The sequence below is a fragment of the Burkholderia sp. Tr-20355 genome, from assembly GCF_017104685.1.
GTDB lineage: Bacteria > Pseudomonadota > Gammaproteobacteria > Burkholderiales > Burkholderiaceae > Burkholderia > Burkholderia seminalis.
Genome location: NZ_JAAGPK010000002.1, coordinates 1 through 23,515 on the forward strand (window position 1 = coordinate 1; position 23,515 = coordinate 23,515).

22 protein-coding genes are annotated in these 23,515 nt (G+C 67.2%); 11 read left to right on the plus strand and 11 right to left on the minus strand.

Annotation, left to right across the window (positions count from 1 at the left end; genetic code table 11):
* Both G3N62_RS00690 and G3N62_RS00695 read right to left on the minus strand, forming a co-directional pair.
* A partial coding sequence (locus G3N62_RS00690) for a dihydroxyacetone kinase family protein (protein ID WP_206141125.1) occupies positions 1-1,088 on the minus strand: 1,088 nt, incomplete at its 3' end.
* A 226-nt stretch (positions 1,089-1,314) separates the two neighbouring features.
* Positions 1,315-2,469: a sigma 54-interacting transcriptional regulator gene (locus G3N62_RS00695; protein ID WP_080288021.1), complete on the minus strand. Its 1,155-nt coding sequence runs from the start codon at positions 2,467-2,469 to the stop codon at positions 1,315-1,317.
* Between the two features lie 475 nt (positions 2,470-2,944).
* Here G3N62_RS00695 and msuE point away from each other — a divergent pair, with 475 nt between their 5' ends.
* From msuE to G3N62_RS00710, 3 genes are all read left to right on the plus strand, one after another.
* On the plus strand, positions 2,945-3,505 hold the full coding sequence (msuE, locus tag G3N62_RS00700) for an FMN reductase (RefSeq protein WP_034191738.1): 561 nt from the start codon (positions 2,945-2,947) through the stop codon (positions 3,503-3,505).
* A 35-nt stretch (positions 3,506-3,540) separates the two neighbouring features.
* Positions 3,541-4,644: a dimethylsulfone monooxygenase SfnG gene (sfnG, locus tag G3N62_RS00705; RefSeq protein WP_069245780.1), complete on the plus strand. Its 1,104-nt coding sequence runs from the start codon at positions 3,541-3,543 to the stop codon at positions 4,642-4,644.
* A 63-nt stretch (positions 4,645-4,707) separates the two neighbouring features.
* Entirely contained in the window at positions 4,708-4,866 is a 159-nt protein-coding gene (locus G3N62_RS00710) for a hypothetical protein (protein WP_185733138.1), read from the plus strand.
* Positions 4,867-4,970: 104 nt separating this feature from the next.
* On the opposite strand, the gene G3N62_RS00715 is transcribed toward G3N62_RS00710, so the two are convergent.
* Positions 4,971-5,618: a LysE family translocator gene (locus G3N62_RS00715; RefSeq protein WP_124671213.1), complete on the minus strand. Its 648-nt coding sequence runs from the start codon at positions 5,616-5,618 to the stop codon at positions 4,971-4,973.
* A gap of 110 nt (positions 5,619-5,728) precedes the next feature.
* Here G3N62_RS00715 and G3N62_RS00720 point away from each other — a divergent pair, with 110 nt between their 5' ends.
* Entirely contained in the window at positions 5,729-6,580 is an 852-nt protein-coding gene (locus G3N62_RS00720) for a LysR substrate-binding domain-containing protein (RefSeq protein ID WP_124671214.1), read from the plus strand.
* A 22-nt stretch (positions 6,581-6,602) separates the two neighbouring features.
* On the opposite strand, the gene G3N62_RS00725 is transcribed toward G3N62_RS00720, so the two are convergent.
* On the minus strand, positions 6,603-7,493 hold the full coding sequence (locus tag G3N62_RS00725; protein WP_034192006.1) for a LysR substrate-binding domain-containing protein: 891 nt from the start codon (positions 7,491-7,493) through the stop codon (positions 6,603-6,605).
* Positions 7,494-7,645: 152 nt separating this feature from the next.
* On the opposite strand from G3N62_RS00725, the gene G3N62_RS00730 reads away from it, so the two are divergent.
* Complete coding sequence (locus G3N62_RS00730; RefSeq protein ID WP_124671215.1) at positions 7,646-10,693, plus strand: FAD-binding and (Fe-S)-binding domain-containing protein; 3,048 nt, start codon at positions 7,646-7,648, stop codon at positions 10,691-10,693.
* Between the two features lie 96 nt (positions 10,694-10,789).
* Here G3N62_RS00730 and G3N62_RS00735 read toward each other — a convergent pair whose 3' ends face one another.
* From G3N62_RS00735 to G3N62_RS00745, 3 genes are all read right to left on the minus strand, one after another.
* Positions 10,790-11,092 carry a hypothetical protein gene (locus tag G3N62_RS00735; RefSeq protein WP_059562243.1) on the minus strand — a complete coding sequence of 101 codons (303 nt, stop codon included), beginning with the start codon at positions 11,090-11,092 and terminating at the stop codon, positions 10,790-10,792.
* A gap of 87 nt (positions 11,093-11,179) precedes the next feature.
* On the minus strand, positions 11,180-12,334 hold the full coding sequence (locus G3N62_RS00740; RefSeq protein WP_034192003.1) for a branched-chain amino acid ABC transporter substrate-binding protein: 1,155 nt from the start codon (positions 12,332-12,334) through the stop codon (positions 11,180-11,182).
* 638 nt (positions 12,335-12,972) lie between these two features.
* The gene (locus tag G3N62_RS00745) at positions 12,973-13,872 is read right to left on the minus strand and encodes an EamA family transporter (protein ID WP_034192002.1); all 900 of its coding nucleotides are present in this window, start codon (positions 13,870-13,872) and stop codon (positions 12,973-12,975) included.
* A 57-nt stretch (positions 13,873-13,929) separates the two neighbouring features.
* Between G3N62_RS00745 and G3N62_RS00750 the strand changes: the two genes are divergently transcribed.
* The 4 genes from G3N62_RS00750 (at position 13,930) to G3N62_RS00765 (ending at position 16,980) form a co-directional block, all read left to right on the plus strand.
* A complete protein-coding gene (locus tag G3N62_RS00750; RefSeq protein WP_034192001.1) occupies positions 13,930-14,907 on the plus strand; it encodes a LysR substrate-binding domain-containing protein in 978 nt (325 codons plus the stop codon).
* Between the two features lie 195 nt (positions 14,908-15,102).
* Entirely contained in the window at positions 15,103-15,774 is a 672-nt protein-coding gene (locus G3N62_RS00755) for a hypothetical protein (protein WP_034192000.1), read from the plus strand.
* Positions 15,775-15,823: 49 nt separating this feature from the next.
* Positions 15,824-16,291, plus strand: a complete 468-nt coding sequence (locus G3N62_RS00760; RefSeq protein WP_034191999.1) for a hypothetical protein — start codon at positions 15,824-15,826, stop codon at positions 16,289-16,291.
* A gap of 224 nt (positions 16,292-16,515) precedes the next feature.
* Positions 16,516-16,980, plus strand: a complete 465-nt coding sequence (locus G3N62_RS00765) for a hypothetical protein (protein ID WP_124671216.1) — start codon at positions 16,516-16,518, stop codon at positions 16,978-16,980.
* 26 nt (positions 16,981-17,006) lie between these two features.
* Here the strand turns inward: G3N62_RS00765 and G3N62_RS00770 are convergent, their stop codons facing one another.
* From G3N62_RS00770 to G3N62_RS00780, 3 genes are all read right to left on the minus strand, one after another.
* Complete coding sequence (locus G3N62_RS00770) at positions 17,007-17,561, minus strand: hypothetical protein (protein WP_206141126.1); 555 nt, start codon at positions 17,559-17,561, stop codon at positions 17,007-17,009.
* A gap of 121 nt (positions 17,562-17,682) precedes the next feature.
* Positions 17,683-18,840 (minus strand): acyltransferase, encoded by a 1,158-nt coding sequence (locus G3N62_RS00775; protein ID WP_049035414.1) that lies wholly within the window; start codon positions 18,838-18,840, stop codon positions 17,683-17,685.
* A gap of 154 nt (positions 18,841-18,994) precedes the next feature.
* A complete protein-coding gene (locus tag G3N62_RS00780; protein WP_124610182.1) occupies positions 18,995-19,639 on the minus strand; it encodes a glutathione S-transferase in 645 nt (214 codons plus the stop codon).
* A 210-nt stretch (positions 19,640-19,849) separates the two neighbouring features.
* Here G3N62_RS00780 and G3N62_RS00785 point away from each other — a divergent pair, with 210 nt between their 5' ends.
* Entirely contained in the window at positions 19,850-21,331 is a 1,482-nt protein-coding gene (locus G3N62_RS00785; protein ID WP_124671218.1) for a sensor domain-containing diguanylate cyclase, read from the plus strand.
* 210 nt (positions 21,332-21,541) lie between these two features.
* On the opposite strand, the gene G3N62_RS00790 is transcribed toward G3N62_RS00785, so the two are convergent.
* Positions 21,542-22,450 carry a LysR family transcriptional regulator gene (locus G3N62_RS00790; protein ID WP_034191993.1) on the minus strand — a complete coding sequence of 303 codons (909 nt, stop codon included), beginning with the start codon at positions 22,448-22,450 and terminating at the stop codon, positions 21,542-21,544.
* A gap of 128 nt (positions 22,451-22,578) precedes the next feature.
* Here G3N62_RS00790 and G3N62_RS00795 point away from each other — a divergent pair, with 128 nt between their 5' ends.
* Complete coding sequence (locus G3N62_RS00795; RefSeq protein WP_226229347.1) at positions 22,579-23,466, plus strand: NAD(P)-dependent oxidoreductase; 888 nt, start codon at positions 22,579-22,581, stop codon at positions 23,464-23,466.
* Positions 23,467-23,515: the final 49 nt, after the last annotated feature.

A 23,515-nucleotide genomic window follows, 5' to 3' on the forward strand; every position in this document is an offset into this window, starting at 1 on the left:
GCCCAGGCGCGGCCGGCCGCGTCGAGCGGCGGCAGTGGTGCGTCCGGCGACGCGGCCGCGGCTACGCGGATCTGTGCATTCACGGCGCCGCCGCCCGGCCAGGCGCGCGCCTGCGTCGGTGCGTCGAGCAGCGATGCGCGTTCGTCGTTCAGCCGCAGCACCGAGATCGAGCAGCCGGGCATGTTCAGCGCGGACAGGAATGTGCCGGCCCACGCGCGCGCGACGACGATGCCGCGCCGGGTCAGGTTGTCGTACGCGGCACGCAGCACGATCGCGAGCTCCATGTCCGGCGTCGCGCCGAGACCGTTGACGAACAGCGCGACGCGTTCGCCGCGGTCGAGCACGAGATCGGCGGCGATGCTCGACAGCAGCGTGTCGACCAGCGCGTCGGCCGGCAGCGGCGCGCGACGTTCGACGCCTTTCTCGCCGTGAATGCCGAGGCCGAGCTCGATCTCCTGATCGCCGAGGCTGAAGCCCGATTTGTCGGCGCCCGGGATCGTGCAGCCGTCGAACGCGACGCCCATCGTGCCGAGCTCGGCCGCCGCGTCGCGCGCGATGGCTGCAACACGGGCAAGCGGCAGCCCGCGCGCGGCGGCCGCGCCGGCGAGCTTGTGGATCAGCACGGTGCCGGCGATCCCGCGCCGCTGGCCACGGTCGACACGGCCGCGCAGCGATACGTCGTCGGCGACGACGACCGTCTCGACCGGAATGCCTTCCGCGCGCGCAAGCTCGGCGGCGAGCCCGAAATTGAGCCGGTCGCCGGTGTAGTTCTTCACGATCAGCAGCGCGCCGTTGGGGCCGGCGCTCGCGCGGATCGCGGCAAGCACGGCGTCGGTGGACGGCGACGTGAATACTTCGCCGCACACGGCCGCGCTCAGCATCCCTTCGCCGACGTAGCCACCGTGCGCGGGCTCGTGGCCGCTGCCGCCGCCGGACAGGATCGCGACGGGGCGTCGAGACGGTTCGGGCAGCGGCTGGCGGACGAGCACGTGCTCGTCGCCGAGGATCGCGAGATGCGGCGATTGCCGCGCGATGCCTTCCAGCATTTCTCGCACGACATCGGACGGACGATTCACAAGCTTTTTCATGGCGACGGATTCCGGACGGGTGAACGGGGGCGCGGCCGGGCCTGCATGGGCGTCGGTCGGCTTCGTATTGCGGAGAATCGTGCGGGTGCCCGGTCGCCGGGGGCAGCCGGTCGCATGACGGATGACCGGCTGCGCGAGCGGCAACGAAGCACGAGCGTCGCGCCACGATACATCAGGTTCGGACGTCAATGCACGGATTGCGGCGCGATCGCGCCGTTGGGCGAGATTATTTCAGCGCCGCAATTTCCTTCGCACGGATCAGCCGCGCGCGCAGCACGTTGCGGCTGATGCCGAGCAGTTGCGCGGCCCGGATCTGGTTGCGGTGGCTGAAGTCGAACGCGACGCGCATCACGGTGTCCTCGATATGCTCGAACAGGTTGCCGTGTCCGTCGTCGAGCAGGTCGCGCAACGCGTGCTCGAACGCAGCCTGAGCATGGGCGGACGGTTCCGGGGCAGGCACGGCGGCCGGTGGCACGCACGGCGACGCAAGGTGCAGGTCGGTGTCGTGCAGCACATCATGGCGGCACACGAGCAGCGCGTGATGGATCGCGTTCTCCAGTTCGCGGATATTGCCGGGCCAGTGATGCGATACGAGCCGGCGCTCGGCGCGCGGGTCGAAACCGCGCGGTCCGGCACCGAGGCGCGCGCGGTAGTCGTCGAAGAAGTGACGCGCGAGCGGCAGGATGTCGCCCGGACGCTCGCGCAGCGGCGGCACCGCAAGCTGCACGACGTTGAGCCGGTAGTACAGGTCGCCGCGGAAATGCCCGGCCGCCACCGCCTGCTGCAGATCGACGTTGGTCGCCGCGACCACGCGCACGTCGACCGGAATGCCCGTGCGCGAGCCGAGCCGCACGACCTCGCGCTCCTGCAGCACGCGCAGCAGCTTGACCTGCATCGACAGCGGCAGGTCGCCGATCTCGTCGAGAAACAGCGTGCCGCCGTGCGCGGCTTCGAACCAGCCGGGCTTGGCGCCGACGGCGCCCGTAAATGCGCCTTTCTCATGGCCGAACAGTTCGCTGTCGACGAGCGTTTCGGAGAAGGCGCCGCAATTCACCGCGACAAACGGCCCGTCGCGGCGATTGCCGAGATCGTGCACGTGACGCGCGATCAGTTCCTTGCCGGTGCCCGTCTCGCCGACGATCAGCACGTTCGCGTCGCTCGGTGCGACACGGTGCACCTCCTCGAGCAGCGCGAGCGAGCGTGGATCGGCAAACACCTGCGTCCGCGCGCGGACCTGTGCCGGGCGTCCGGGCAACGTCAGGACGGAGGCGGTGCGTGCCGCAGCGGGCAGACCGGCCGGATCGCGCGTGTCGGATGCGTCGCGGGACGGGACGACGACACGAAGGTTGAGCGGGCGCGACGAAGCGGAAATGGAAGTCATGGCGATGAACCGTTGGATGGCCGGGCGAGACGGACCCGTGCCGACAAGCGCCGGGGTCCGGCTGCTGCGTGGTCAGCAGAGTGTTCAATGTTTCGCCGCGCGCGAAAAGCATCGATTTCTGATAACCAAAGCGCGATTGCTGAGAAACCTGCAATGGTGCGGGCGAGCGGGGTTGCCCCGACGCCGGGGCGTCGAATTCGATGCCATCGCGCGCTGCGCTGCTTCCTGGGCAGCAGTTCGCCAGCACGGTCGCTTCGCCCGGTTCATCACGTCGTGGAATATCGATGTGATACGCGCGGCGGAACGCTTGCCGCGCTCGCGCATTTGTGCGAATCCCGTGCCAGGCGGACGAACGCACGAAACTTCGCGATGCAGACGATCGCGCCGCGACCCGGCCGCCCGAATGGCACGCTCCTTGCTGACCCGAAGCGGTATCGCCGCATCGATACGCGGCTCGACAACAGGAACGCATCGCATGAGCAACACCCTCAACGTGGTCGCGATATCGGGCAGCCTGCAACGACCGTCGCGTACGCTGGCGCTGACCAACGAGATCGTCGCGGCACTCGGCGCCGCGCTGCCGATCGAGCCGCGACTGATCGAACTCGGCGAGATCGGCAGCCGGCTGGCCGGTGCGCTGACGCGCGCGCAGGTGCCGGCCGATCTCGAGGCACTGATCCGCGCGATCGAGACGGCCGATGCGCTCGTCGTCGCGAGCCCGGTCTATCGCGCGTCGTATACGGGCCTGTTCAAGCACCTGTTCGACCTCGTGCGCCATGACGCGCTCGTCGACGTGCCCGTGCTGCTCGCGGCCACCGGCGGCAGCGAACGTCATGCGCTCGTGATCGACCATCAACTGCGGCCGCTGTTCAGCTTCTTCCAGGCGCGCACGCTGCCGGTCGGCGTGTACGCGTCCGAAAGCGATTTCGACGCGTACCGGATCGCGAACCCGGCGCTGCGCGAGCGCATCGCGCTCGCCGTGGATCGCGCGGTACCGCAGTTGCGTGCGCACGCATTCTCCGCCGCGGCCGCGTAGGCCGCTTCCGTTTCCCCTTCGACCAGGACACCTCCATGAGCCTTCACGACCCTTCCGCCGACGGCGTCAAATTCGCGTACTGGGTGCCGAACGTCAGCGGCGGCCTCGTCGTCAGCACGATCGAGCAGCGTACCGACTGGAGCCTTGAATACAACCAGAAACTCGCGCGCACGGCCGAGGCGGCCGGCTTCGACTACGCGCTGAGCCAGATCCGCTTCACGGCCGGCTACGGCGCCGAATACCAGCACGAGTCGGTGTCGTTCAGCCAGGCGCTGCTGCATGCGACGACGAAGCTCAAGGTGCTCGCCGCGATCCTGCCGGGGCCGTGGCATCCGGCGGTGGTCGCGAAGCAGCTCGCGACGATCGACCACATTTCGAACGGGCGCATCGCGATCAACGTCGTGAGCGGCTGGTTCAAGGGCGAATTCACCGCGATCGGCGAGCCGTGGCTCGAGCACGACGAACGCTATCGGCGTTCGAAGGAATTCATCCAGGCGCTCAAGGGCATCTGGACCCAGGACAACTTCACGTTCAAGGGCGACTTCTACCGCTTCAACGATTACACGCTGAGCCCGAAGCCGGTGCAGAAGCCGCACCCGGAAATCTTCCAGGGCGGCAGCTCGCGGGCGGCGCGCGACAACGCGGCGAGCGTGTCGGACTGGTATTTCACCAACGGCAACACGCCGGAGAACCTCAAGGCGCAGATCGACGATATCCGTGCGAAGGCCGCCGCGAACAACCATCGCGTGCGGATCGGCGTCAATGCGTTCGTGATCGCGCGGGACACCGAGGAAGAGGCGAAGGCCGTGCTCGACGACATCATTGCGCACGCGCACGTCGAGGCGGTCAATGCGTTCGGCGATGCGGTGAAGGAGGCCGGCAAGGCGTCGCCCGAAGGCGAGGGCAACTGGGCGAAATCGACGTTCGAGGATCTCGTGCAGTACAACGACGGCTTCCGCACGAACCTGATCGGCACGCCGCGGCAGATCGCGGAGCGCATTGTCGCGTTGAAGGCGATCGGCGTCGATCTGGTGCTGGCCGGGTTCCTGCATTTCATCGAGGAAGTCGAGTACTTCGGCAAGAAGGTGCTGCCGCTCGTGCGCGAACTCGAGGCGCAGCGGCAGGCGATCGCGGCGTGACGCGCCGGCTGTCGCGGGCCGATCCGATCTGACGCTTGGTATAGCGAAACAGGGGGGCGACGGATGCCTGGGGGATCCGTCGATCGATTCATCGGTACCGATGCGGAAGCGATCGAGGTCGCGCACCGCGTCGCGGCGCGGCTCGCGGCACATGTGCCGTTGCGCGACAGCGAACGGAAGCTGCCGTTCGCTGCGCGTGCGGTTTCCGCAACGCTCGCGTGAACCGGAGACCGTCCTGCTGACGAAGTGACGCCGCGCGCGCCGGTGTTTGCTGTGTGGCGTCACCCATGCGTCGGCAGACGGATGCCGTTACCGGCGCGCCGCTTTCACGCGACGCCCGCCATCCTCGATGCCTCCCGGACCATCTGCACACCGAGGCCGCCAAGCACGAGCCCCATCGCCCAGCGCTGCGCGAGCAGCAGCGTCGGGCGCCCGCGCAGGAATTTCGCGATGCCGCTCGAGCAGATCGCCACCAGCCCGTTGGCCGATGCGAACGCGGCGATCAGCAGCGAGCCGAGAAACAGCGACTGGCCGAACACGCTGCCCTGCCGGTAGTCGATGAACTGCGGCAGCAGCGACACGAACAGCATCGCGAGTTTCGGGTTCAGCACGCTCGTCGTCGCACCCATCGCGAGCAGGCGCATCGGCTGCTCGTTCGGCAACGCCTGCACCTCGAACGGCGAGCGGCCGCCGGGCCGGACCGCCTGCCATGCCAGATACAGCAGGTAGACCGCCCCGACCGCGCCCAGCACGCTGCCCGCATAGGGTACGCTCATGAACAGCGTCGTGATGCCGAATGCCGCGCCGAACATGTAGAACAGGTAGCCGATCATCACGCCAGCCAGCGAAATGAGTCCGGCCGTGCGGCCTTGCGCGATCGAGCGCGACATCACGTAGACCATGTTCGGCCCGGGCGTGACCGCGAGCATGCCGCCGATGGCGAGAAATCCGTAGAGCGATCCGGACGTGTGCATTTTTCCGCTTCCTGCATCGAGGGAGTGCTGACGGGATTCATTGTCCGGCCGTGGAGGAGAGCAGTAAAACGGGATAAACTGAATCGATTGATCAGATTTCCTGAATCGACATGAAAAAGCTCGACCTCGACGTACTCGCGATGGTGGTGGCCGTCGCCGAAACCGGCTCGTTCGCGCAGGGCGCGCAGGCCGTGCACCGGTCGCCGTCGGCGGTGAGCATGCAGATCAAGGCGCTGGAAGACGCGCTCGGCAAGCCGCTGTTCATCCGCGACACGCGCAACGTGACGGCCACCGACGACGGCACGATGCTCGCCGACTACGGCCGCCGGATGCTCGCGCTGCGCGACGAGGCATGGGCGTCGGTGGTGCGCCCGGAGATCCGCGGCCGCGTGACGATCGGCGTGCCGGACGACTACATTTCGTCGCTGCTGCCGCAGGTGCTCGGCAAATTCGCCGCGATGCATCCGCGCGTCGAAGTGCGCGTGATCGGCCAGCCGAGCAGCGCGCTCGTGCCGATGCTCAAGGACAACACGGTCGATCTCGCGTGTCTCACGCGGATCAAGGGCGTGACCGGCGAGCTGATCCGGATGGAGCCGCTCGTCTGGGTCGGGTCGCCGAAACGCGACGTGTGGAAGGAGCGGCCGCTGCCGGTGGCGTTTTTCACGCACGGCGGCAGCATGGCGCGCGATCACGCGGTCAAGGCGCTGAACCGGCGGAAGATCCCGTACCGGATGTCGTACGAAAGCCCGAGCCACCTCGGGATACTGAGCATGGTGGAGGCCGGGCTCGCGGTCGCGCCGCTGGCGCGCTGCTGCATTCCGGATCACCTCGTGCAGCTTTCGAAAAGCCACGGGCTGCCGCCGCTGGGCGAGATCGAGGTCGTGCTCGCGCGCAGCGCGCAGTCGGCGCGCCCGCCGTGCGATTACCTGGCCGAGCAGATTCTCGGCGAATGGCGCACCTGACCGGCCGGCGGCCGGCCGCGCGTCAGCACGACGCCAGCAGCCATTCACGGAACGCGGCGAGCGACGGCAGCGTCTCGTTGCCGGGCGGATAGACGAGGTAGTAGCTGCGCTGGCTCGTGATCGCGTCGCCGATCGACACGAGTTCGCCGCGGCTCAATTCATCCTCCACCAGTACCTTCGGCACCAGTCCGATCCCCATTCCAGCGCGCACCGCCTGGATGAGGTGGGACGTCAGCTCGAAGCTCGGGCCGATACGCATCTGGCGATGGTCGAGCCGATAGTGCGAGAACCATTCGGCCCATGCCTGCTGGTTGCTCGTCACGCCCAGCAGCGTCTGCTTCGCGGCCCATGCCGGCGTGCGCGCATCGGCCTTGCGGCCGCGGCCCGCCTCGGGCGGCGCGATCGCGATCAGGAACTCGTTGTACAACCGGTGCGCGTGCAGGCCGGGCCAGTCGCCCGCGCCGACGGTGATGGCCGCGTCGAGGTCGTCGTTGAGGAAATCGATCGTGCCGATCCGTGAATGGAGATGCACGGTCACGCCCGGATGCGCGGCGTAGAAGTCGTGCAGGTGCGGCAGCAGCCATTTCGAGCCGAACGTCGGCAAGGTGGCGAGCCGCAGCGTGCCGGCGCCCGCCTGGTGCGACATCGCCTGCAGCGTCGCGCCGCGGATGCGCCCGAGCGCGCCGCTCAGTTCGGCGAAATAGCGGCGGCCGACTTCGGTCAGCTTCACCGAGCGGCCTTCGCGCCGGAACAGCGGCACGCCGAGCTGGTCCTCGAGCGTCTGGACCTGCCGGCTGATCGCGCTCTGGCTCAGCGACAGCTCCTCGGCCGCGCGCGTGTAGCTTTCATGCCGCGCGGCGGCCTCGAACACGAGCAGCAATGACATCGACGGGGTCAGGCGACGGTAATTCATGAGTTTTATGCAATATTTGCCGGGCCAGAATTCGTTTGTTTCTCGCGGAATATCCAAAGATACTGGAATTCCCGGTCGCGCGGAAACTTGCTAAAAAATCATGTTTCGGTGCGCGCGAGCCGGCCGGCTCCACCCACACTGCGTTTTTACCCATGTCGATCGCCCCGTTGCCCCGTCCCGCCAGCCCGCCCGCGAACGTTTACCGCGATTTCCTCGCCGCGCTGCAAGCGGCGGGATTCGCCGGGGAGATTCACGCGGACCACGCGAACCGGACGGTGCAGGCCACCGACAACTCGATCTACCAGCGTCTGCCGCAGGCGGTGATCTGCCCCGCGCATGCGGACGACGTCCGGCTGCTGGCGCGGCTGCTGGCCGAACCCGCGCACCGCGACGTCGCGGTGGCCGCGCGCGGCGGCGGCACGGGCACCAACGGGCAGTCGCTGACCGACGGCGTCGTCGTCGACCTGTCGCGCAACATGAACCGGATCCTCGAAATCGACGTCGGGCAGCGCTGGGTGCGCGTGCAGGCGGGCGTCGTCAAGGATCAGCTCAATGCGGCGCTGAAGCCGCACGGGCTGTTTTTCGCGCCGGAGCTGTCGACGTCGAACCGCGCGACCGTCGGCGGGATGATCAATACCGACGCGAGCGGGCAGGGCAGCTGCACGTACGGCAAGACGCGCGATCACGTGCTCGCACTCGATTTCGTGCTGATGGGCGGCGAGCGGCTGCACAGCGATGCGCTCGACGACGACGAGCTGGCGCGCCGTTGCGCGAGGCAGGACCGCATCGGCAAGGTCTATCGCACCGCGCGCCGCATCAGCGACGACCAGGCCGCGCGGATCGACGCGAAGTTTCCGAAGCTCAACCGCTGCCTGACCGGCTACGACCTCGCGCACCTGCGCGAACCCGACGGCCGCTTCAACTTGAACAGCGTGCTGTGCGGCGCGGAGGGTTCGCTCGGCTTCGTCGTCGAGGCGAAGCTCAACGTGTTGCCGATCCCGAAGTATTCGGTGCTGGTCAACGTGCGCTATGCAGGCTTCATGGATGCGTTGCGCGACGCGCGCGCGCTGCTCGGGCACCGGCCGTTGTCGATCGAGACCGTCGACTCGACGGTACTGATGCTCGCGATGAAGGATTTCGTGTGGAGCGGCGTGGCCGAGTATTTCCCGCAGGACGACCGGCGGCCGACACTTGGCATCAACCTGGTCGAATTCAGCGGCGACGATGCGGACGACGTCGATGCGCGCGTGCGTGCGTTCGTCGAGCATCTGCGCACCGATACGAGCGTGGAGCGCCTCGGCCATACGCTCGCGGCCGGCGACGATGCGGTGAAGCGCGTGTATGCGATGCGCAAGCGCGCGGTCGGCTTGCTCGGCAACGTGCAGGGCGAGGCGCGTCCGCAGCCGTTCGTCGAGGACACCGCGGTGCCGCCCGAGAACCTCGCCGCGTACATTGCCGAATTCCGCGCGCTGCTCGACGGCCACGGGCTGCAGTACGGGATGTTCGGTCACGTCGACGCGGGCGTGCTGCATGTACGGCCGGCGCTCGACATGAAGGACCCGAAGCAGGCCGCGCTGGTGCGGCCCGTGTCGGACGCAGTGGCCGAACTCACGCAGCGTCATGGCGGCCTGCTGTGGGGCGAGCACGGCAAGGGCGTGCGCTCCGAGTACGCGCCGGCGTTTTTCGGCGAGCTGTATCCGTCGCTGCAGCAACTGAAGGCCGCGTTCGATCCGCACAACCAGTTCAACCCGGGCAAGATCGCGACGCCGCCGGACAATACGATGCGGCTGCTGAAGATCGACGAAGTGCCGACGCGCGGCGACCACGACCGGCAGATCGACGAGCGCGTGTGGCAGGCCTACGGCACCGCGATGCACTGCAACGGCAACGGCGCGTGCTACAACTTCGATCCGGACGACGCGATGTGCCCGTCGTGGAAGGCGACGCGCGAACGCGTGCAGTCGCCGAAGGGGCGCGCGTCGCTGATGCGCGAATGGTTGCGCCTGCAAGGACAGGCCGGCATCGACGTCGTCGCGGCGGCGCGTGCGCGGCAGCCGTTCCTGCGCGGCCTGGCCGCCCGCTGGCGCAACAGTCGCGCGGCGCGCGGCGGCGACGCCGATTTCTCGCACGAGGTGTACGACGCGATGGCCGGATGCCTCGCGTGCAAGTCGTGCGCGGGGCAGTGCCCCGTGAAGGTCAACGTGCCCGAGTTCCGTTCGCGCTTTCTCGAGCTGTATCACCAGCGCTACCTGCGGCCGCTGCGCGACTACCTGATCGGCTCGCTCGAAGTCACGATGCCGTGGATGGCGCGCGTGCCGGCGCTGTACAACGGGCTGATGCGTGCGGGATGGGTACGCACGCTGCTCGAACGGCAGGTCGGCATGGTCGACAGCCCGCTGCTGAGCCGCTTCGATCTCGCGGCCGTGATCCGGCAATGGAGCGTGAAGCCGGCCGACCCGCGCGCGCTTGCCGCGCTGAGCGACGCGCAGCGCGTTCGCAGCGTCGTCATCGTGCAGGACACGTTCACGCGCTATTTCGATACCGAGCAGCTGGCGACGCTGATCGAGCTGGCGGCGCGTACGGGCTTTCAGGTCTGGCTCGCGCCGCTTGCACCGAACGGCAAGGCGCTGCACGTGCAGGGCTTTCTGCACGCGTTCGAGAAGGCCGCGATCCGCAATGCGACGCAATTGGCCGCGCTGGCGCGTTCGGGCGTATCGCTGGTCGGCCTCGATCCGGCGATGACGCTCACGTATCGGCAGGAATACCTGAAGGTGACGGGGCTCGCCGAGGTACCGAAAGTTGCGCTGCCGCAGGAGTGGCTGCTGCAGGCACTGCCGGAAGCCGGCGCGAGCGGCGTGACCGGTTCGTACCGGTTGCTGCCGCACTGTACCGAGAAGACCAATGCGCCCGACAGCGGCAAGCAATGGATGCAGGTATTCGCGCGGCGTGGTTTGCGATTGAAGGTCGAGTCGACCGGATGCTGCGGGATGTCGGGCACGTACGGGCACGAGGCGCGCAATCTCGCGACGTCGAGGACGATCTATGCGCAGTCGTGGGCGGCGCACGTCGACGGGCCCGCGGACGAAGGCGAGGCGCTGGCGACCGGGTATTCATGTCGCAGCCAGGTGAAGCGCTTGTCGTCGAAGCAGGTGCGCCATCCGTTGCAGGCGCTGCTCGATCACGTGCGGGCGGCGGGGTAACGAGATCGGGCGGCGCGGTTTGCGCGGCGCGCAAGGGGGCATCGATCGATGCATCGAGCGGCCCTCTGCGTTGCCGCATGCGACGCATGCCGCGGTTCAGGCGTCGGCTTTCGCGGCCTTTCGCGCGCGCGGCTTTTCCGCCGCGGGAAACACGCCGCCGCCGCGCGGGCGTTTCGGCTCGATCCGCATCTGCCGGATCACGCGCCGGAAATCGATCTCGTGCGCGGCCAGCGTGCCGATCAGTTTCGCGATGACCGCGAGGTGGGACGGGACGGTGCCCTTGCTCGAATAGTTCGTGATCGAACTTTCGTTCATCCGGATCAGGCGGGCGAACTCGCGCGCCGTCAACTGCGCTTTCTTCAGCTCCTGTTGGAATTCCGCATACGCCATTGCACACATGATGCTTCGTCTCCGTGAATCGGCATTCGGCCCGCCCGGCGCCGGCGCCGACGGGTGGCGTTCCCGTCGTGCCGGCGCCGCGGCGGGTTACATCTTCACCTGATCGAGGAAGGTCTTCTTGCCGCTCTTGTAGCCGTAGATCGAGATGATCCCGTGCGTCAGGTCGCCCTTCGCGTCGAACGTCGTCGTGCCGATCACGCCGTTGTACTTCGTCGACGGCATCGCGGCGAGGATCTTGGCGGGGTCGGTCGAGTTCGCGCGCTTCATCGCATCGACCGCGATGTAGACCGCGTCGTACGCGAACGGCGCATCGAACTTGATGCCCTGGTTGAAGCGCTTCTGGTACTTCGCGAGGAAGTCCGCGCCGCCCGGCATCTTCTCGAGCGCCGCGCCGGCCTGCGAGCACAGCACGTTGTCGGCCGCCGGGCCGGCCAGTTCGGCCAGCGAGTCGGTGCATACGCCGTCGCCGGACAGGATCTTCGCGCGCAGGCCGAGCTGCTTCGCCTGCTTCGCGAGCGGGCCGCCGGTCGCGTCCATGCCGCCGTACATGATCGCGTCGGGATTCTCGCCCTTGACCTTCGTCAGGATCGCGCGGAAGTCGACCGCCTTGTCGTTGGTCGCGTCGTGCGACAGCACCTTCAGGCCGAGCGCCTTCGCCTTCTTCTCGAACTCGTTCGCGAGGCCCTGGCCGTACGCGGTCGAATCGTCGATCACCGCGACGCTCTTCACCCCCTTCGCCTGCGCGTAGCTCGCGAGCGCGGGGCCCTGCTGCGCATCGGTCGCGACGACGCGGTAGGTCGTCTTGAAGCCTTGCTGCGTGTAGGTCGGGTTGGTGGCCGACGGCGAGATCTGCACGATGCCCGCGTCGCTGTAGATCTTCGACGCCGGGATCGACGTACCCGAGTTCAGGTGGCCGATGACGGCGACGACCTTGTCGTCGACGAGCTTCTGCGCAACCTGCGTGGCCTGCCGCGGGTCGGCCGCGTCATCCTGCGCGTCGAGCTGCAGCGTGATCTTCTTGCCGCCGATCGTCAGGCCCTTGGCGTTGATTTCCTCGACCGCGAGGCGTGCACCGTTCTCGTTGTCCTTGCCGAGGTGCGAGATGCCGCCCGTCGTCGGTTCGACGCTGCCGATCTTCACGACCTGGTCGGCCATTGCCGTCGACGCGGCCGCGAACGCGGCGGCAGCCAGTGCAACGGTGATCAGGGGTTTGCAGCGCATGCCGACAGTGCTTCGTTCCATCTGCCATCTCCGAATTGAATGTCTTTCTATTGACGTCTCGACCGGCCGGCGAGGCGCCGGGGCGGTCGGACGAGTCTCCATACCCATCATGGGCGTCACTTGCATGGCGTCCGGCGGTGTGACGGGCTCGCCCGGACGAGCGGGCGAATCGTCGCCGGCCGTCATGCAATTCGTATGAATATATACGAAGGCGATTTTGCGCGCCGCGGCGAATCGCGTAGCGGCCCGCGCGGCAAGGGCGGACGCCCGGATGTCGAAGCCTCCGGATGCCGGAAATCGTGCGCTGCGGCGGGCCACCGGCTGCGGTTCGCTGTCGATGTCCTTACGGATGCATCCATTATTCGGCCGGGCGACGGGGCGAAGCCATGGACACTGACGCGCGGTCAATCCGGAACTGTTCGGTCGATTTGTCTGCACAGTTTGGGCACTTGCGATCGCCTATCCGGTTTCGTCGGCTGGCTTTCTTCAACGGTGGTGTTTGTCTTAATGCAACTAACGGTCAATCCTGCCTGCATCGGCGAATGGGTGTCGACCGCCTGCCCGGGACGATCCATTCCGCTTCGCAGAAGCTGGGGTGCGTTTCGGTCCGCCTGCTGCCGGATCGATGGGCCGGCACGGCCAACCGAAGCGGTGGCGATCTACGAACGCCCGCGCAGTGCGACGAAGACCACGCCTGCGATGGCCAGCAGGCCGCCGCAGGCCGTCGCGATGCCGGGCCGCTCGCCCGTCAGTACCATCGACAGCAGCGTCGCGACCGCCGGCGTCAGGTAGAGGAAGTTGGCCGCGCGGGCCGCGCCGAAGTAGCCGAGTGCGAAGGTCCAGGTCGCATACCCCAGCGCGGCGGGGAACACACCGAGCACCACGACGGCCAACGCCGTGTCGCGGGACCCGCCGGCGAGCGACCCGAGCGCGCCGGGCAGCCAGGGCGTGAGCAGCACCGCGCCGGCCAGCAGCGTGTATGCCGTGCAGGCCAGTGCGCCGTACACGGGAATCAGCCGCCGCTGCAACACGAAATAGCTGGCGGAACACAGCGCCGCGCCGAGGATCAGCGTGCTGCCCGAGCCGAGCACGAGGCCGCCCGGCTGCCCTTGCGCGATCACCGCGATGCCGGCGAGGCTGACCAGCGAACCGAGCCATCCCCAGCGGTTGAAGCGCTCGCGCAGAAACACGGCGGCCAGCAGCGCGGTGAAGATCGGCAGCGTATTCACGATGAAACTTGCCGCGCCGGCCGACACGGTCTGCTCGCCGGTATTGAGCAGCGCGTTGTACAGCGCGATGCCGAGAAAACCGCACGCGACGAAGCGCAATGCGTCGCCTTTCGCCGGCAGCGGCGGCCGCCGCCACGCGAGCCACGCGATCACCAGCAGCGCCGCGGTCGCGAAACGTGCCGACGCGAGCTGCAGCGGTGCGAGGCCGTGCAGGCCGATCCGGATGAACGGGAATGCGGATGCCCACGAGACGATCGTGAACGCGACCGCGCCTGCCGCGACGAGCGGTTGTCGCGCGCCGCGCGACGTCGATGAGGAAAGGGTATTCATGCAGCCATGGTGCGGCGTCGCGAGATGTTAAGCTAGCGCACAGATCAACACGCGGATATGAATATGGTTCACAGCTCGGGTTCGCGTCGGGCTGACGATCCGGCGCGTGCGCGCCCGGTCGTGGACGTGCTGCCGGTTGCCGCGTCGGCGCCCGGCCCGCGGCCGCCGCTCGCGAGCCTGGAGACCGTCTGCACGGTGGCCCGCGAGGGTTCGTTTCTCGCGGCCGCCGATGTTTCCGGCGTCACGCACGGTGCGATCAGCCGGCGGGTGGCCGCCGTCGAAAACTGGCTCGGGATGGCGCTGTTCGAGCGGCATGCGCGCGGCGTGCGCCTGACGCCGGACGGGCAGCGCTTCGTCGGCCGGATCGAGCAAGCGTTCGCGATCATCGACGCCGCGGCCGATCAATGGCGCTCGCCGCGTACGCCGCGGCTGGTCCGGATGAGCGTCGTGCCCGCGTTCGCGCAGCTCTGGCTGTTCGAGCGGCAGCATGCGCTCGAAAGCGAAGCACCCGCGCTGCGTATCGAGCTCGGCATCGAACTGCGCAACGTCGATATCGCCGGCGGTGAAGCCGATCTGTCGATCCGGTACGGGCGCGGCAACTGGCGTCAGCTCGAAACCCGTGCGTTCATGCCGGAACGGCTGTACCCGGTGGCGCATCCGCGGCTTGCCGAGCAGCTGGCGAAGGCGCGCCGCCGGGCGGGGGACGCCGCGCTGCTCGACATGCCGTTGCTGCACGATTCCGACGTGACGGGCTGGCGCACCTGGTTCGACGGGCTGGGCATTCCGTTCAAGCCGCGGGTGCAGGATCGCCGGTTCGAGGATTACAACCTCGTCCTCGCGGCGGCCGAAGCGGGCCTCGGCGTGGCGCTGGCGCGGACCCCGCTCGCGGATACGTACCTGACGCGCAGCGCGCTTGTTCGCGTCAGCCGGCATGAAGTCGATTCGCAGCTCAGGTATCACTTCGTGCATGCGAAGGGCGAGAGTCGGCCGGAGGTGCTGGCGTTGATGGAGCGGATGGTGAAGGCGTTGGGGTAGGCACGCGCCTTGCCGTGGATGCGATCGACCGTGCGGTGCCATTTCTGCCAGCTCGACCGTCGTCGCCAGATCGTTACAATGCAGCCGCGGAATACGGCGAGATCGCCACGGTGAGGCAGAATCGTGCCTTTGGCCGGTGGCGGGCCACTCTTCAATCATTGCAGTACGGGTTCAAATCTGTTGAAAAGGGAACCGATGAATAGACCAGACAAGTCGTCGAAAGCGCGTGCGGCGCTGGACCAGCTGTTTTCGGGCATGGCGCCCGCGGACGCGACGCGTACTTCGCCGCGCCCCGGCAATCCGTTCGAGGCGGCGGACGACGAGGTGTCCAGTGCATCCGGCGGCCGTGGCCGCGTCGAAGTCACGCTGTCGACCCGAATCCAGCTGCGCGGCTATCCGAGCGCCGACGCGTTCATGAAGCGCATGGCCGAAGCGTGGGGGCTGGAATGGGGGACGTACGACAGCATCCGGGCCGTGGCGACGCTGCCGGCCGGATGGCGCTCGCGCCGCCTTCCGGAAGTCACGCAGATCGTCGACGAACATGACGTGCTGCGCGCCGAGAGCAGCCTGCAGGGCGGCGAGATGTCGTATCTGAAGGTGCACCCGCGCTACTACATCGATGCACGCAAGCGTTTCGGCTGGAGCAAGTCGTCGAAGGCGTCCGACGATCCGGATCTGGACGGTCCCGACTGGAACTGCTTCGTGATCGACCGCGAAAAGTCCGTCGAGGTGCACGAACTGACGACGTCGTCGCTGAAGGCCGACATGGACAACGCCCGCGCGACGTTGCTGAAGTGGCTCGACGAGCACTATCCGAAACATCGCGACCCGTTTGCATACTGGTCGGATTGCGACCGCGCGCTGTAAGGTTGCACGGCGGCGCGACGCATCCGCCGCTTGCCATGGTGGACGACCATTGAAGCAAATCAGTCCGGTCCCGATTCTCTGGGCAGCCTTCGGCGCGGCCGTCGGATCGACCGTCATCGAGTTGCTGCTGTGGGCAATTGCCGGCGACGATGCCGTCCGGAATCTGTTGCGCGACGCACGCCTCACGGCCGCGATCGTGATGGGGCGCAGCGTGCTCGGTTCGTCCGGCGGCTTCGATCCGCTGGTCATGGGCGTGGCGACGCTCGTGCATGCGGCGCTTTCGCTGGTCTATGCGGCCGTGCTGGCACGGCTGGCCCACGGATTGTCGCTTCGCGCCACGCCGCTTGCCGGCGGCGCATTCGGCCTCGTCCTGTACGGCGTCAACCTGTACGCCTTCACGGCAATCTTCCCGTGGTTCATTCCGGTTCGCGGCGCGATCACGCTGATCGCTCATCTGGTATTCGGGGTAACGGCTGCGGCAGTCTACTGTGTCGCCCGGCGCGAGACGGGGCGCTGATCCCGGCATCGATTGCCGAGGGTGCCTGCCCCCGTCATCCGTATCCCGACCCCTGGAATAACCTGGCGCGCCGTGTCGTTTAGCCGTCAGGAGACCCCGGTGCGAAGCGAAGTAGCGGCGAGCGGTGATCGCCGCGCGATGAATCGTGCGCAAGCAAAACGGTGTGTCGGGCGTCGTTGGCGACGCTCGGGATCAAATGGTCGGGGGCAACGCAGGAGCCGATCATGTGCAACCTGTTTCGATCCGCGACAGGCATCGTCTGTCTCGGCCTTGCCGCGTCCGTCTTCGCGCAAATGGCTGACGATCCGGCGGAGAACGGCGCGAACTGCCGCGCGATCGTCGCGCAGGCGGACATCGACGGCACGCGGCAGCAGATCGTGGGGCGCGCGTGCCTGCAAGGCGACGGTACGTGGCAGATCGTGCAAGGCCCCGACGGCAGCGTGCTGTGGTATCCGGCGGCGGCCTACCCCTATGCCGATCCGTGGTACTGGGGGCCGCCGCTGTTCGTCGGAGCGGGCGTGAGCTTCATCTTCGTCGATCGTTTCCGGCGTTTCCACCGCTTCGATCACGCCGATCACTTCAATCCGATCGAGCATCGCCGCTTCGGCGCCCCGATGGGCGCGGGGTTCCGCCATGGCTCGTTTCCGGTCGGCGCGACTCGCGGATCGGTCGGCATGCGACGACATTAGACGGCGATTGACCGGTGTCGCGATGCCTATTCGACCCTGGACGGTGTGCGGCGACTGTCCAGGTCCTTCAGTGCCGGAAAGACGCTGCGGTCCCATGAACCAAGGCCGTACGACTGCCACAGTATTTTCCGTCTGACGAAAATTTCGAACGTGGGCGTCGGTGGCGACAATTTTTCGAGGCGCTGTCGCCGCTCGAACAACCATCGGACGATCGGCGGATAGTCGTCGACCGTTTCGGCGGACGCAATGGTATCGCGTTCCACGATGAAAAGATGCACGTCCGGGTGCGCGTTGGCCCAGGATTCGAATTCGCCTTTTCCGCCCAATGAACCTGCCCACCGCTGGCAATAAACGCAATCCTTTGCCGCGTGCACGATCAGGACGATCGGTTCGTGCTCGTGCACGTCTGCTGCGCGAATGCGGTCAGCCCAGGTGACCTTCGGTTGCGGTTCGGACGCGCTCTTGCCGACGCTGGCGTCCGATTCGTCACTGGCCAGCGCCATGTGCGGAGTCGCAAGCATCAGCGACGCCAGTACCCAGACAGTAGCCATCCTGTGCTGCGACCACCGCAGATGTGCCATGTTCGTGCTCCCGTGCGGGACAGCCGGTATCGATCGACGAAGCGACGCGGACGACCCTGAAATCAGTGTAGTAGCCGGGAGCGCGGTGCGGTATTCCGCTCCGCGCGAGACGACCGGGCGCTTACAGGATCGACGCGAACCGGGGCACGCGAAGCAGGAGACCGGCAACCAGGTAGCACGCGACGCAGGCGACGCTGCCGGTCACGGTGAATTTCAGGAACGGGTTCGCGGGCACGTGCCGCCACGCGAGGGCGACACCGACCAGCACGGGCGGATGGATGATGTAGATGGCATACGCGCGTCGCGACAGTGGCCGCCATGCGCCCGTCAGCCGGTCGAAGCACCGCTGAAAGCGGTCGACGAGAAACAGGATCGCCCCCCATGCGACCAGCGGTTCCCAGAACGCGTAGATCACCGCCTGAGGACGGCCGCGCCACGCGGGAACGTGCTTCGCGAGCAGGTAGGCGAGCGGCAGCACGGGCAGCGCCAGCAGCGCGATGCGCGACCACAGCCGGACCTGCCGTGCCGGCAGATGCGCGATCCAGTGCACGCGCGCTGCCCGGCAACCGGCCGCGTACAACACGACGTAACTCGCGAAGTAGCCGAGTTGCAGTCCCCATACGTTGGTACCTATCGGCCACCGGGACCGCAGCGCCAGTGCCGCGATACCCGTGAACCACGCTGCGATGGCCAGCGTCCTGTCGGAAGGGCCGCGGGCGGAGCGGTTCATATCGTGTGCGACAGCGCGCGGGAAGGGGGGGTACAGCAGGGCCGCCGCCACGCTGAAAATCAGCAACGCCTCGGCGAACCACATCGGTCCGTTCTCGAACGTGCCGGTTCGCCACAGATGTTCCAGCGTCTTCGCGAACGGGTGGCCCGCGCCAGACTGTGCGAGGGCGATCGTTACGGGGCCGATCAGGACGCCGTATATCAGCAACGGCAGCCCGAGCCGGAGAAACCGGTCGGCCAGGAAACGGACGGTGCCCTTGCGCGCGATCGACGGCGGCGTGTAATAGCCCGCCAGGAAGAAGAACAGGCCCATGAAAAATGCCTGGTTGATCGCGCAGAAGAGCGTCAACAGCGCGGATTCGACCGACGGCCCGGCGGCCACTTCGTGGTAGTACCACCCGCCGAGTGCGCCGTACGTGATCGCGCAGTGGTGAAAGACCACCAGCAACGTCAGGCAGGCCCGCAGTGCGTCGAGGCCGGCATTTCGATGCACGGCAACTGCCCCGTCTTGCTGAAACGCCAGGTTGACCGGAACGTCGTGAGCGCTCATCGCCTCGCCTGCGTGGTTGGTCCGTCATGACCCGCCTGACGACGATCGTTGTCGCGACGACACGTGCGCATCCGGCGGGCGTACAGATCCGTACCCTACGCCGTTGTGCTTACAACCTTCCAACAAGCCGTTTTACCGCTGGTGCGGTACCCGGTCAGTCGAGTTTCCCGCGCAGGTCGTCGAACGGAATCATCACGTGCGTGCGATACGCGGGCCGCGCCTTCAGGCGTTCGTACCACGCTTGCACGTGCGGGATGTCCGGCCGTGCGATGTCGAGTTCGAAGTAGCGATACAGATGCGTGCCCGCCGCGATGTCGGCGAGCGTGATCGTGTCGCCGGCGAGAAACGGCTGCCCGGCCAGCACCGCGTCGAGCAGCCGGAAATACTGCGCGCATTGCGCGATGCTCTGCTCGACGCGCGCGGTGTCGCGCTGCTCGGGCGGCGTCCGGAAGTAGCCGCGGAACACGCCGTTGAGGAACGTGGGCTGCAGCGTCGTCTGCGCCCAGTCCATCCAGCGGTCGGCGCGCGACTGTTCGGCCGGGTCGTCGTGCCAGAAGCCGGGGCGCCCGTAACGCGCGGCGAGGTAGCGCAGGATGCTGTGCGATTCCCATACGACGGACCCTTCGTCGTCGATCAACGGCACGCGTCCATGCGGATTCATCGCGAGAAACTGGGGCGTGTCGAGCACGCCGAACCGGCCGCCGGCCGGCACGTGCCGATGCGCGAGCGCGAGTTCGTCGACGAGCCACATCACCTTCTGGACGTTGAACGCGTTGCGTCGTCCCCATACCGTCAGCATGCCGGTCTCCTTGCGTCGTGTGGAATCGGAAGTCGGACAGTGTAAACGCCGCGGGCGTGCACCGCGGTGCGCGCCTGCCGAGTGTCCGTCGCGCTCCCGTCGAAAAAGGCGATCCACCCGGGTCATCGCGGGCTTGATGTGCCCCCATCCGTTTTTTACTATGAGGGAAACGCGCCCGCACGTGCGCCCCAACCACTTCCGAGGGCCTCAATGCAATCCAGGTCGACTGCTCCCTATACTGTCGTCGTTATTGGTATCGTGATCGCCTGCGCGTTGATGGGCCTGTGCGTGCTGCAGTTGTTGCAGAGCCGTAATGATGCACTCGACCGGGCCCGCGAAACCTCCCGCAATCTGGGCCTGATGGCCGAACGCGACATCGAGCGCAACGTCGAACTCTACGACCTTTCGCTGCAGGCGGTGCTTCACGGTCTGCAGCGCACGGACGTGATGAATTCTTCCGCGAGCCTGCGCCGCGCCGTGCTGTTCGATCATGCGATGACTGCGCAATTTCTTGGCTCGATGCTGGTGCTCGACGCTGGCGGAAACATCGTCCTGGATTCCGCCAACGACGTGCCGCGCCAGGGAAATTTTGCGGATCGCAAGTACTTCACCGTCCATCGCGACAATCCCAATGCAGGGCTTTACGTCAGTGACCCATTCGCATCGCGGTTGCGGGGCGGATTGCTCAGCATGGTGCTGTCGCGGCGAATCTCGAACCCCGACGGCTCGTTTGGCGGCGTCGCGCTGATTGCGATCAACCTCGAGTACTTCCGGCAGCTGTTTGCCGGGCTGTCGCTCGGGCAGCACGGCTCGATGTCCCTGATCGGCAAAGACGGCATATTGGTGATGCGTTACCCGTACGACGTGCACCTCATCGGCCGCGACATCAGCAAGGCAGCGACATTCCGGCGCTTCCAGACGGCACCGGAGGGTTCTTTTTCCGAAACGGCGTCGATCGACGGGGTGCGTCGTCTCTATTATTTCAAGCACCTGCCGAAGCTGCCGCTGATCATCATGGTCGCGGAGGCGGAACAGGACATCTATGCAGGCTGGCGGCACCGCGCGGTAACGATCGGCGCGCTGGTGGCCACGTTCGGCGTCGCTTTTATCGTCGTGTCGATCATGCTCGGCGCACAACTGCGGCGTCGTATGCGGGCGGAGTCCGAACTGGTGCTCCTGGCACGCACGGACGGGCTCACTGGCTTGAACAATCGGCGCAGCTTCGGGGAAGTGCTGGACCGCGAATGGCGCCGCGCCCGCCGCGCTCATTCCGTTTTTTCCCTGCTGTTTGTCGACGTCGACCGCTTCAAGGCGTACAACGACACGTACGGCCATCAGGCGGGCGACGACGCGCTGGCGGCTGTTGCCCGCTGCATCGGCGACAACATCCGCCGCCCGGCAGATACCGCGGCTCGCTACGGTGGGGAAGAATTCGTCGTGCTGTTGCCCGATACGCCGCCAACGGGCGCCGCGCAGATCGCCGAGCGCATTCGTGCGGCCATCGATGAATTGGCGCTCGAGCATGCTGGCAGCGAATACGGGCGCGTCACGGCCAGTATTGGCCTGGCAAGCTGGACACCGGAGCAGGAAGGGGAGGCTGGCGCCGTGATCAAGGCAGCGGACGAGGCGCTGTACTACGCGAAGGCAACCGGCCGGAACAAGGTCGCCGCCTTTCAGCCCCGGCCCGATTGAGGCCGGGATGGCGTACCCCTATTTTTGTTCGAACCGGCGCTGGAGTCCGAGGTAAAAACCCGCTGCTTGGCATCGTGCGCGCGGGCGAACTGCCTGGGCGACAGGTTGCCGATCGAATCGGACGGGGACGCGTATGTCCTGTAACCGCGGCGGCGTTGCGCCGATGGCCGGACTTCCTGCGTCGAGAAACAACCTCGTGACGCTGCACAACTAGCGGAACGCCCGCATCTGCCCCATCATCATCTGCAGCATCTTGTTGGCGGCCACGGAGAGCTTGCGGCCCACGCGCGTGACCATATGCGCCTCGGCGTTCTCGAGGATCGGATGCGCGATCTCGATCGCGAACAGCTCCTTGGCTTGCAGCTCGGCCGCCACCGCGAAGGCGGGCATCACCGAGATGCCGAGTCCCGATTTCACGAACTCCTTGAGGATTGCGAAGGAATTGGTGGTGACGACCGGTCCGAGCCGCACGCGCTCGGCGTACTCCACGGCCTCCATCATCTGCCGCGTGCCGTAGGACGGGTGCGTGGCCGCCAGCGGGTAGGTGGCGAGCTGCTGCACCGTCAGTACCTTGTGGGTGCGGCGCGGAAAGTCGGGGCCGACGATCGCCATCATCGGCTGCCGCTTCGAGGCGCGCGACACCAGCTTGGGCTCGGCGGGCGGGTTGTAGACCAGGCCGATCTCGCCCTCGTCGTTCGAGATCTTGCGGATCACGTCGTTGGTGCTGCCCACGTCGAGGTTGACGCGGATCCCGGGGAACTGCCGGCAGAACTGCTGCATCGGCCCGGCCAACAGGTCCGAGACGAAGCCCTCGCCGAGCACCAGGCTGACCTCGCCGGTCTTGAGGCCGCGCAGTTCCTGCAGGCGCGAGAGCAGGTCGTCGCGGTGCGCGAGCTGCTCGCGGAAATACTCGATCACGCAGCGTCCCGCCTCGGTGGGCGTCACGCCGCGCGCGTGGCGCTCCACCAGGGTGGCGTCGAGCTCCTTCTCCAGCAGCCCGATCTGGCGGCTCACGGCCGAGGGCGCCACGTCGAGCCAGTCGGCCGCGGCGCGGATCGTGCCGCAGCGCACGGCCTCGTAGAAATAGACGATCCGGCTGTCGGTAAGGGTGTCGCTCATGATCCAGGTGTTCTAAAAAAGAGAACAATATCAATATTGGCGTTGATTGATTATACGGGTCGCCGGACCGAACATCGTGGCCATGCAAGGCGGGCGCACGCTGGCGCGCCGGCCTCGAACCAACAGCTATCAGGAGTCGTCGGATGAAAACGGTAGGCGTGATCGGTCTGGGCAACATGGGGCGCGGCATGGCGGGTTCGCTGCGGCGCGGCGGCTACACGGTGCTCGGCTACGACGCGGCGCCCGGCGTGGCGCTCGCGCTGGCCGGGCAGGCGGTGCTGTCGGCGCGCGATTCGGTGGCCGAGATCGCGCGCGATGCCGACGTGCTGCTGCTGTCGCTGCCGACCTCGGCGGTGGTCGAGGCGGTGGTGCTGGGCGCGGGCGGCGTGCTCGAGAACGCCAGGCCGGGCAGCATCGTGATCGATACCACCACGGCCGATCCGGACAGCACGCGGCGCGTGGCGGCGGCCCTGGCCGAGCGCGGCATCGGCTTCGTCGACGGCCCGGTGAGCGGCGGCCCGAAGGGCGCGGCCACCGCCACCATGACCATGGTGCTGGGCGGCTCGGACAGCGACATCGCGGCCATCGAGCCGATCCTCGCGGCGATCAGCGCGAAGCGCGTGCATGTGGGCCCGGTGGGCGCCGGCCACGTCACCAAGCTGCTCAACAATCTGCTGACCGGCGTGCACCTGCTGGCCGCCAGCGAGGCGGTGCGCACCGCGCGCGCGGCCGGCGTCGATCCGGAAAAGCTGGTCGAGGCGCTCAACGGCGGCTCCGGCCGCAACAGCGCGACGCTGACCAACTACCCGACCTGGATCTTCAACGGCAAGTTCGATTCCGGTTTCACCATGAAGCTGATGCGCAAGGACGTGCGGCTCGCGCTGGGCCTGCTCGACCAGTTCGACAGCGTCGCGCCGGTGGCGCGCGAGGCGGCGCGTGTGTGGGCCGCCAGCGAGGCGGCCGTCGCCGACGGCGAGGACTTCAACCGCATCGTCGACTTCGTCGACCCTGCCTGAGGCCGGGCAGCCCGTGCCGCGATCCCGCTCGACCCCTATACGGAAACCT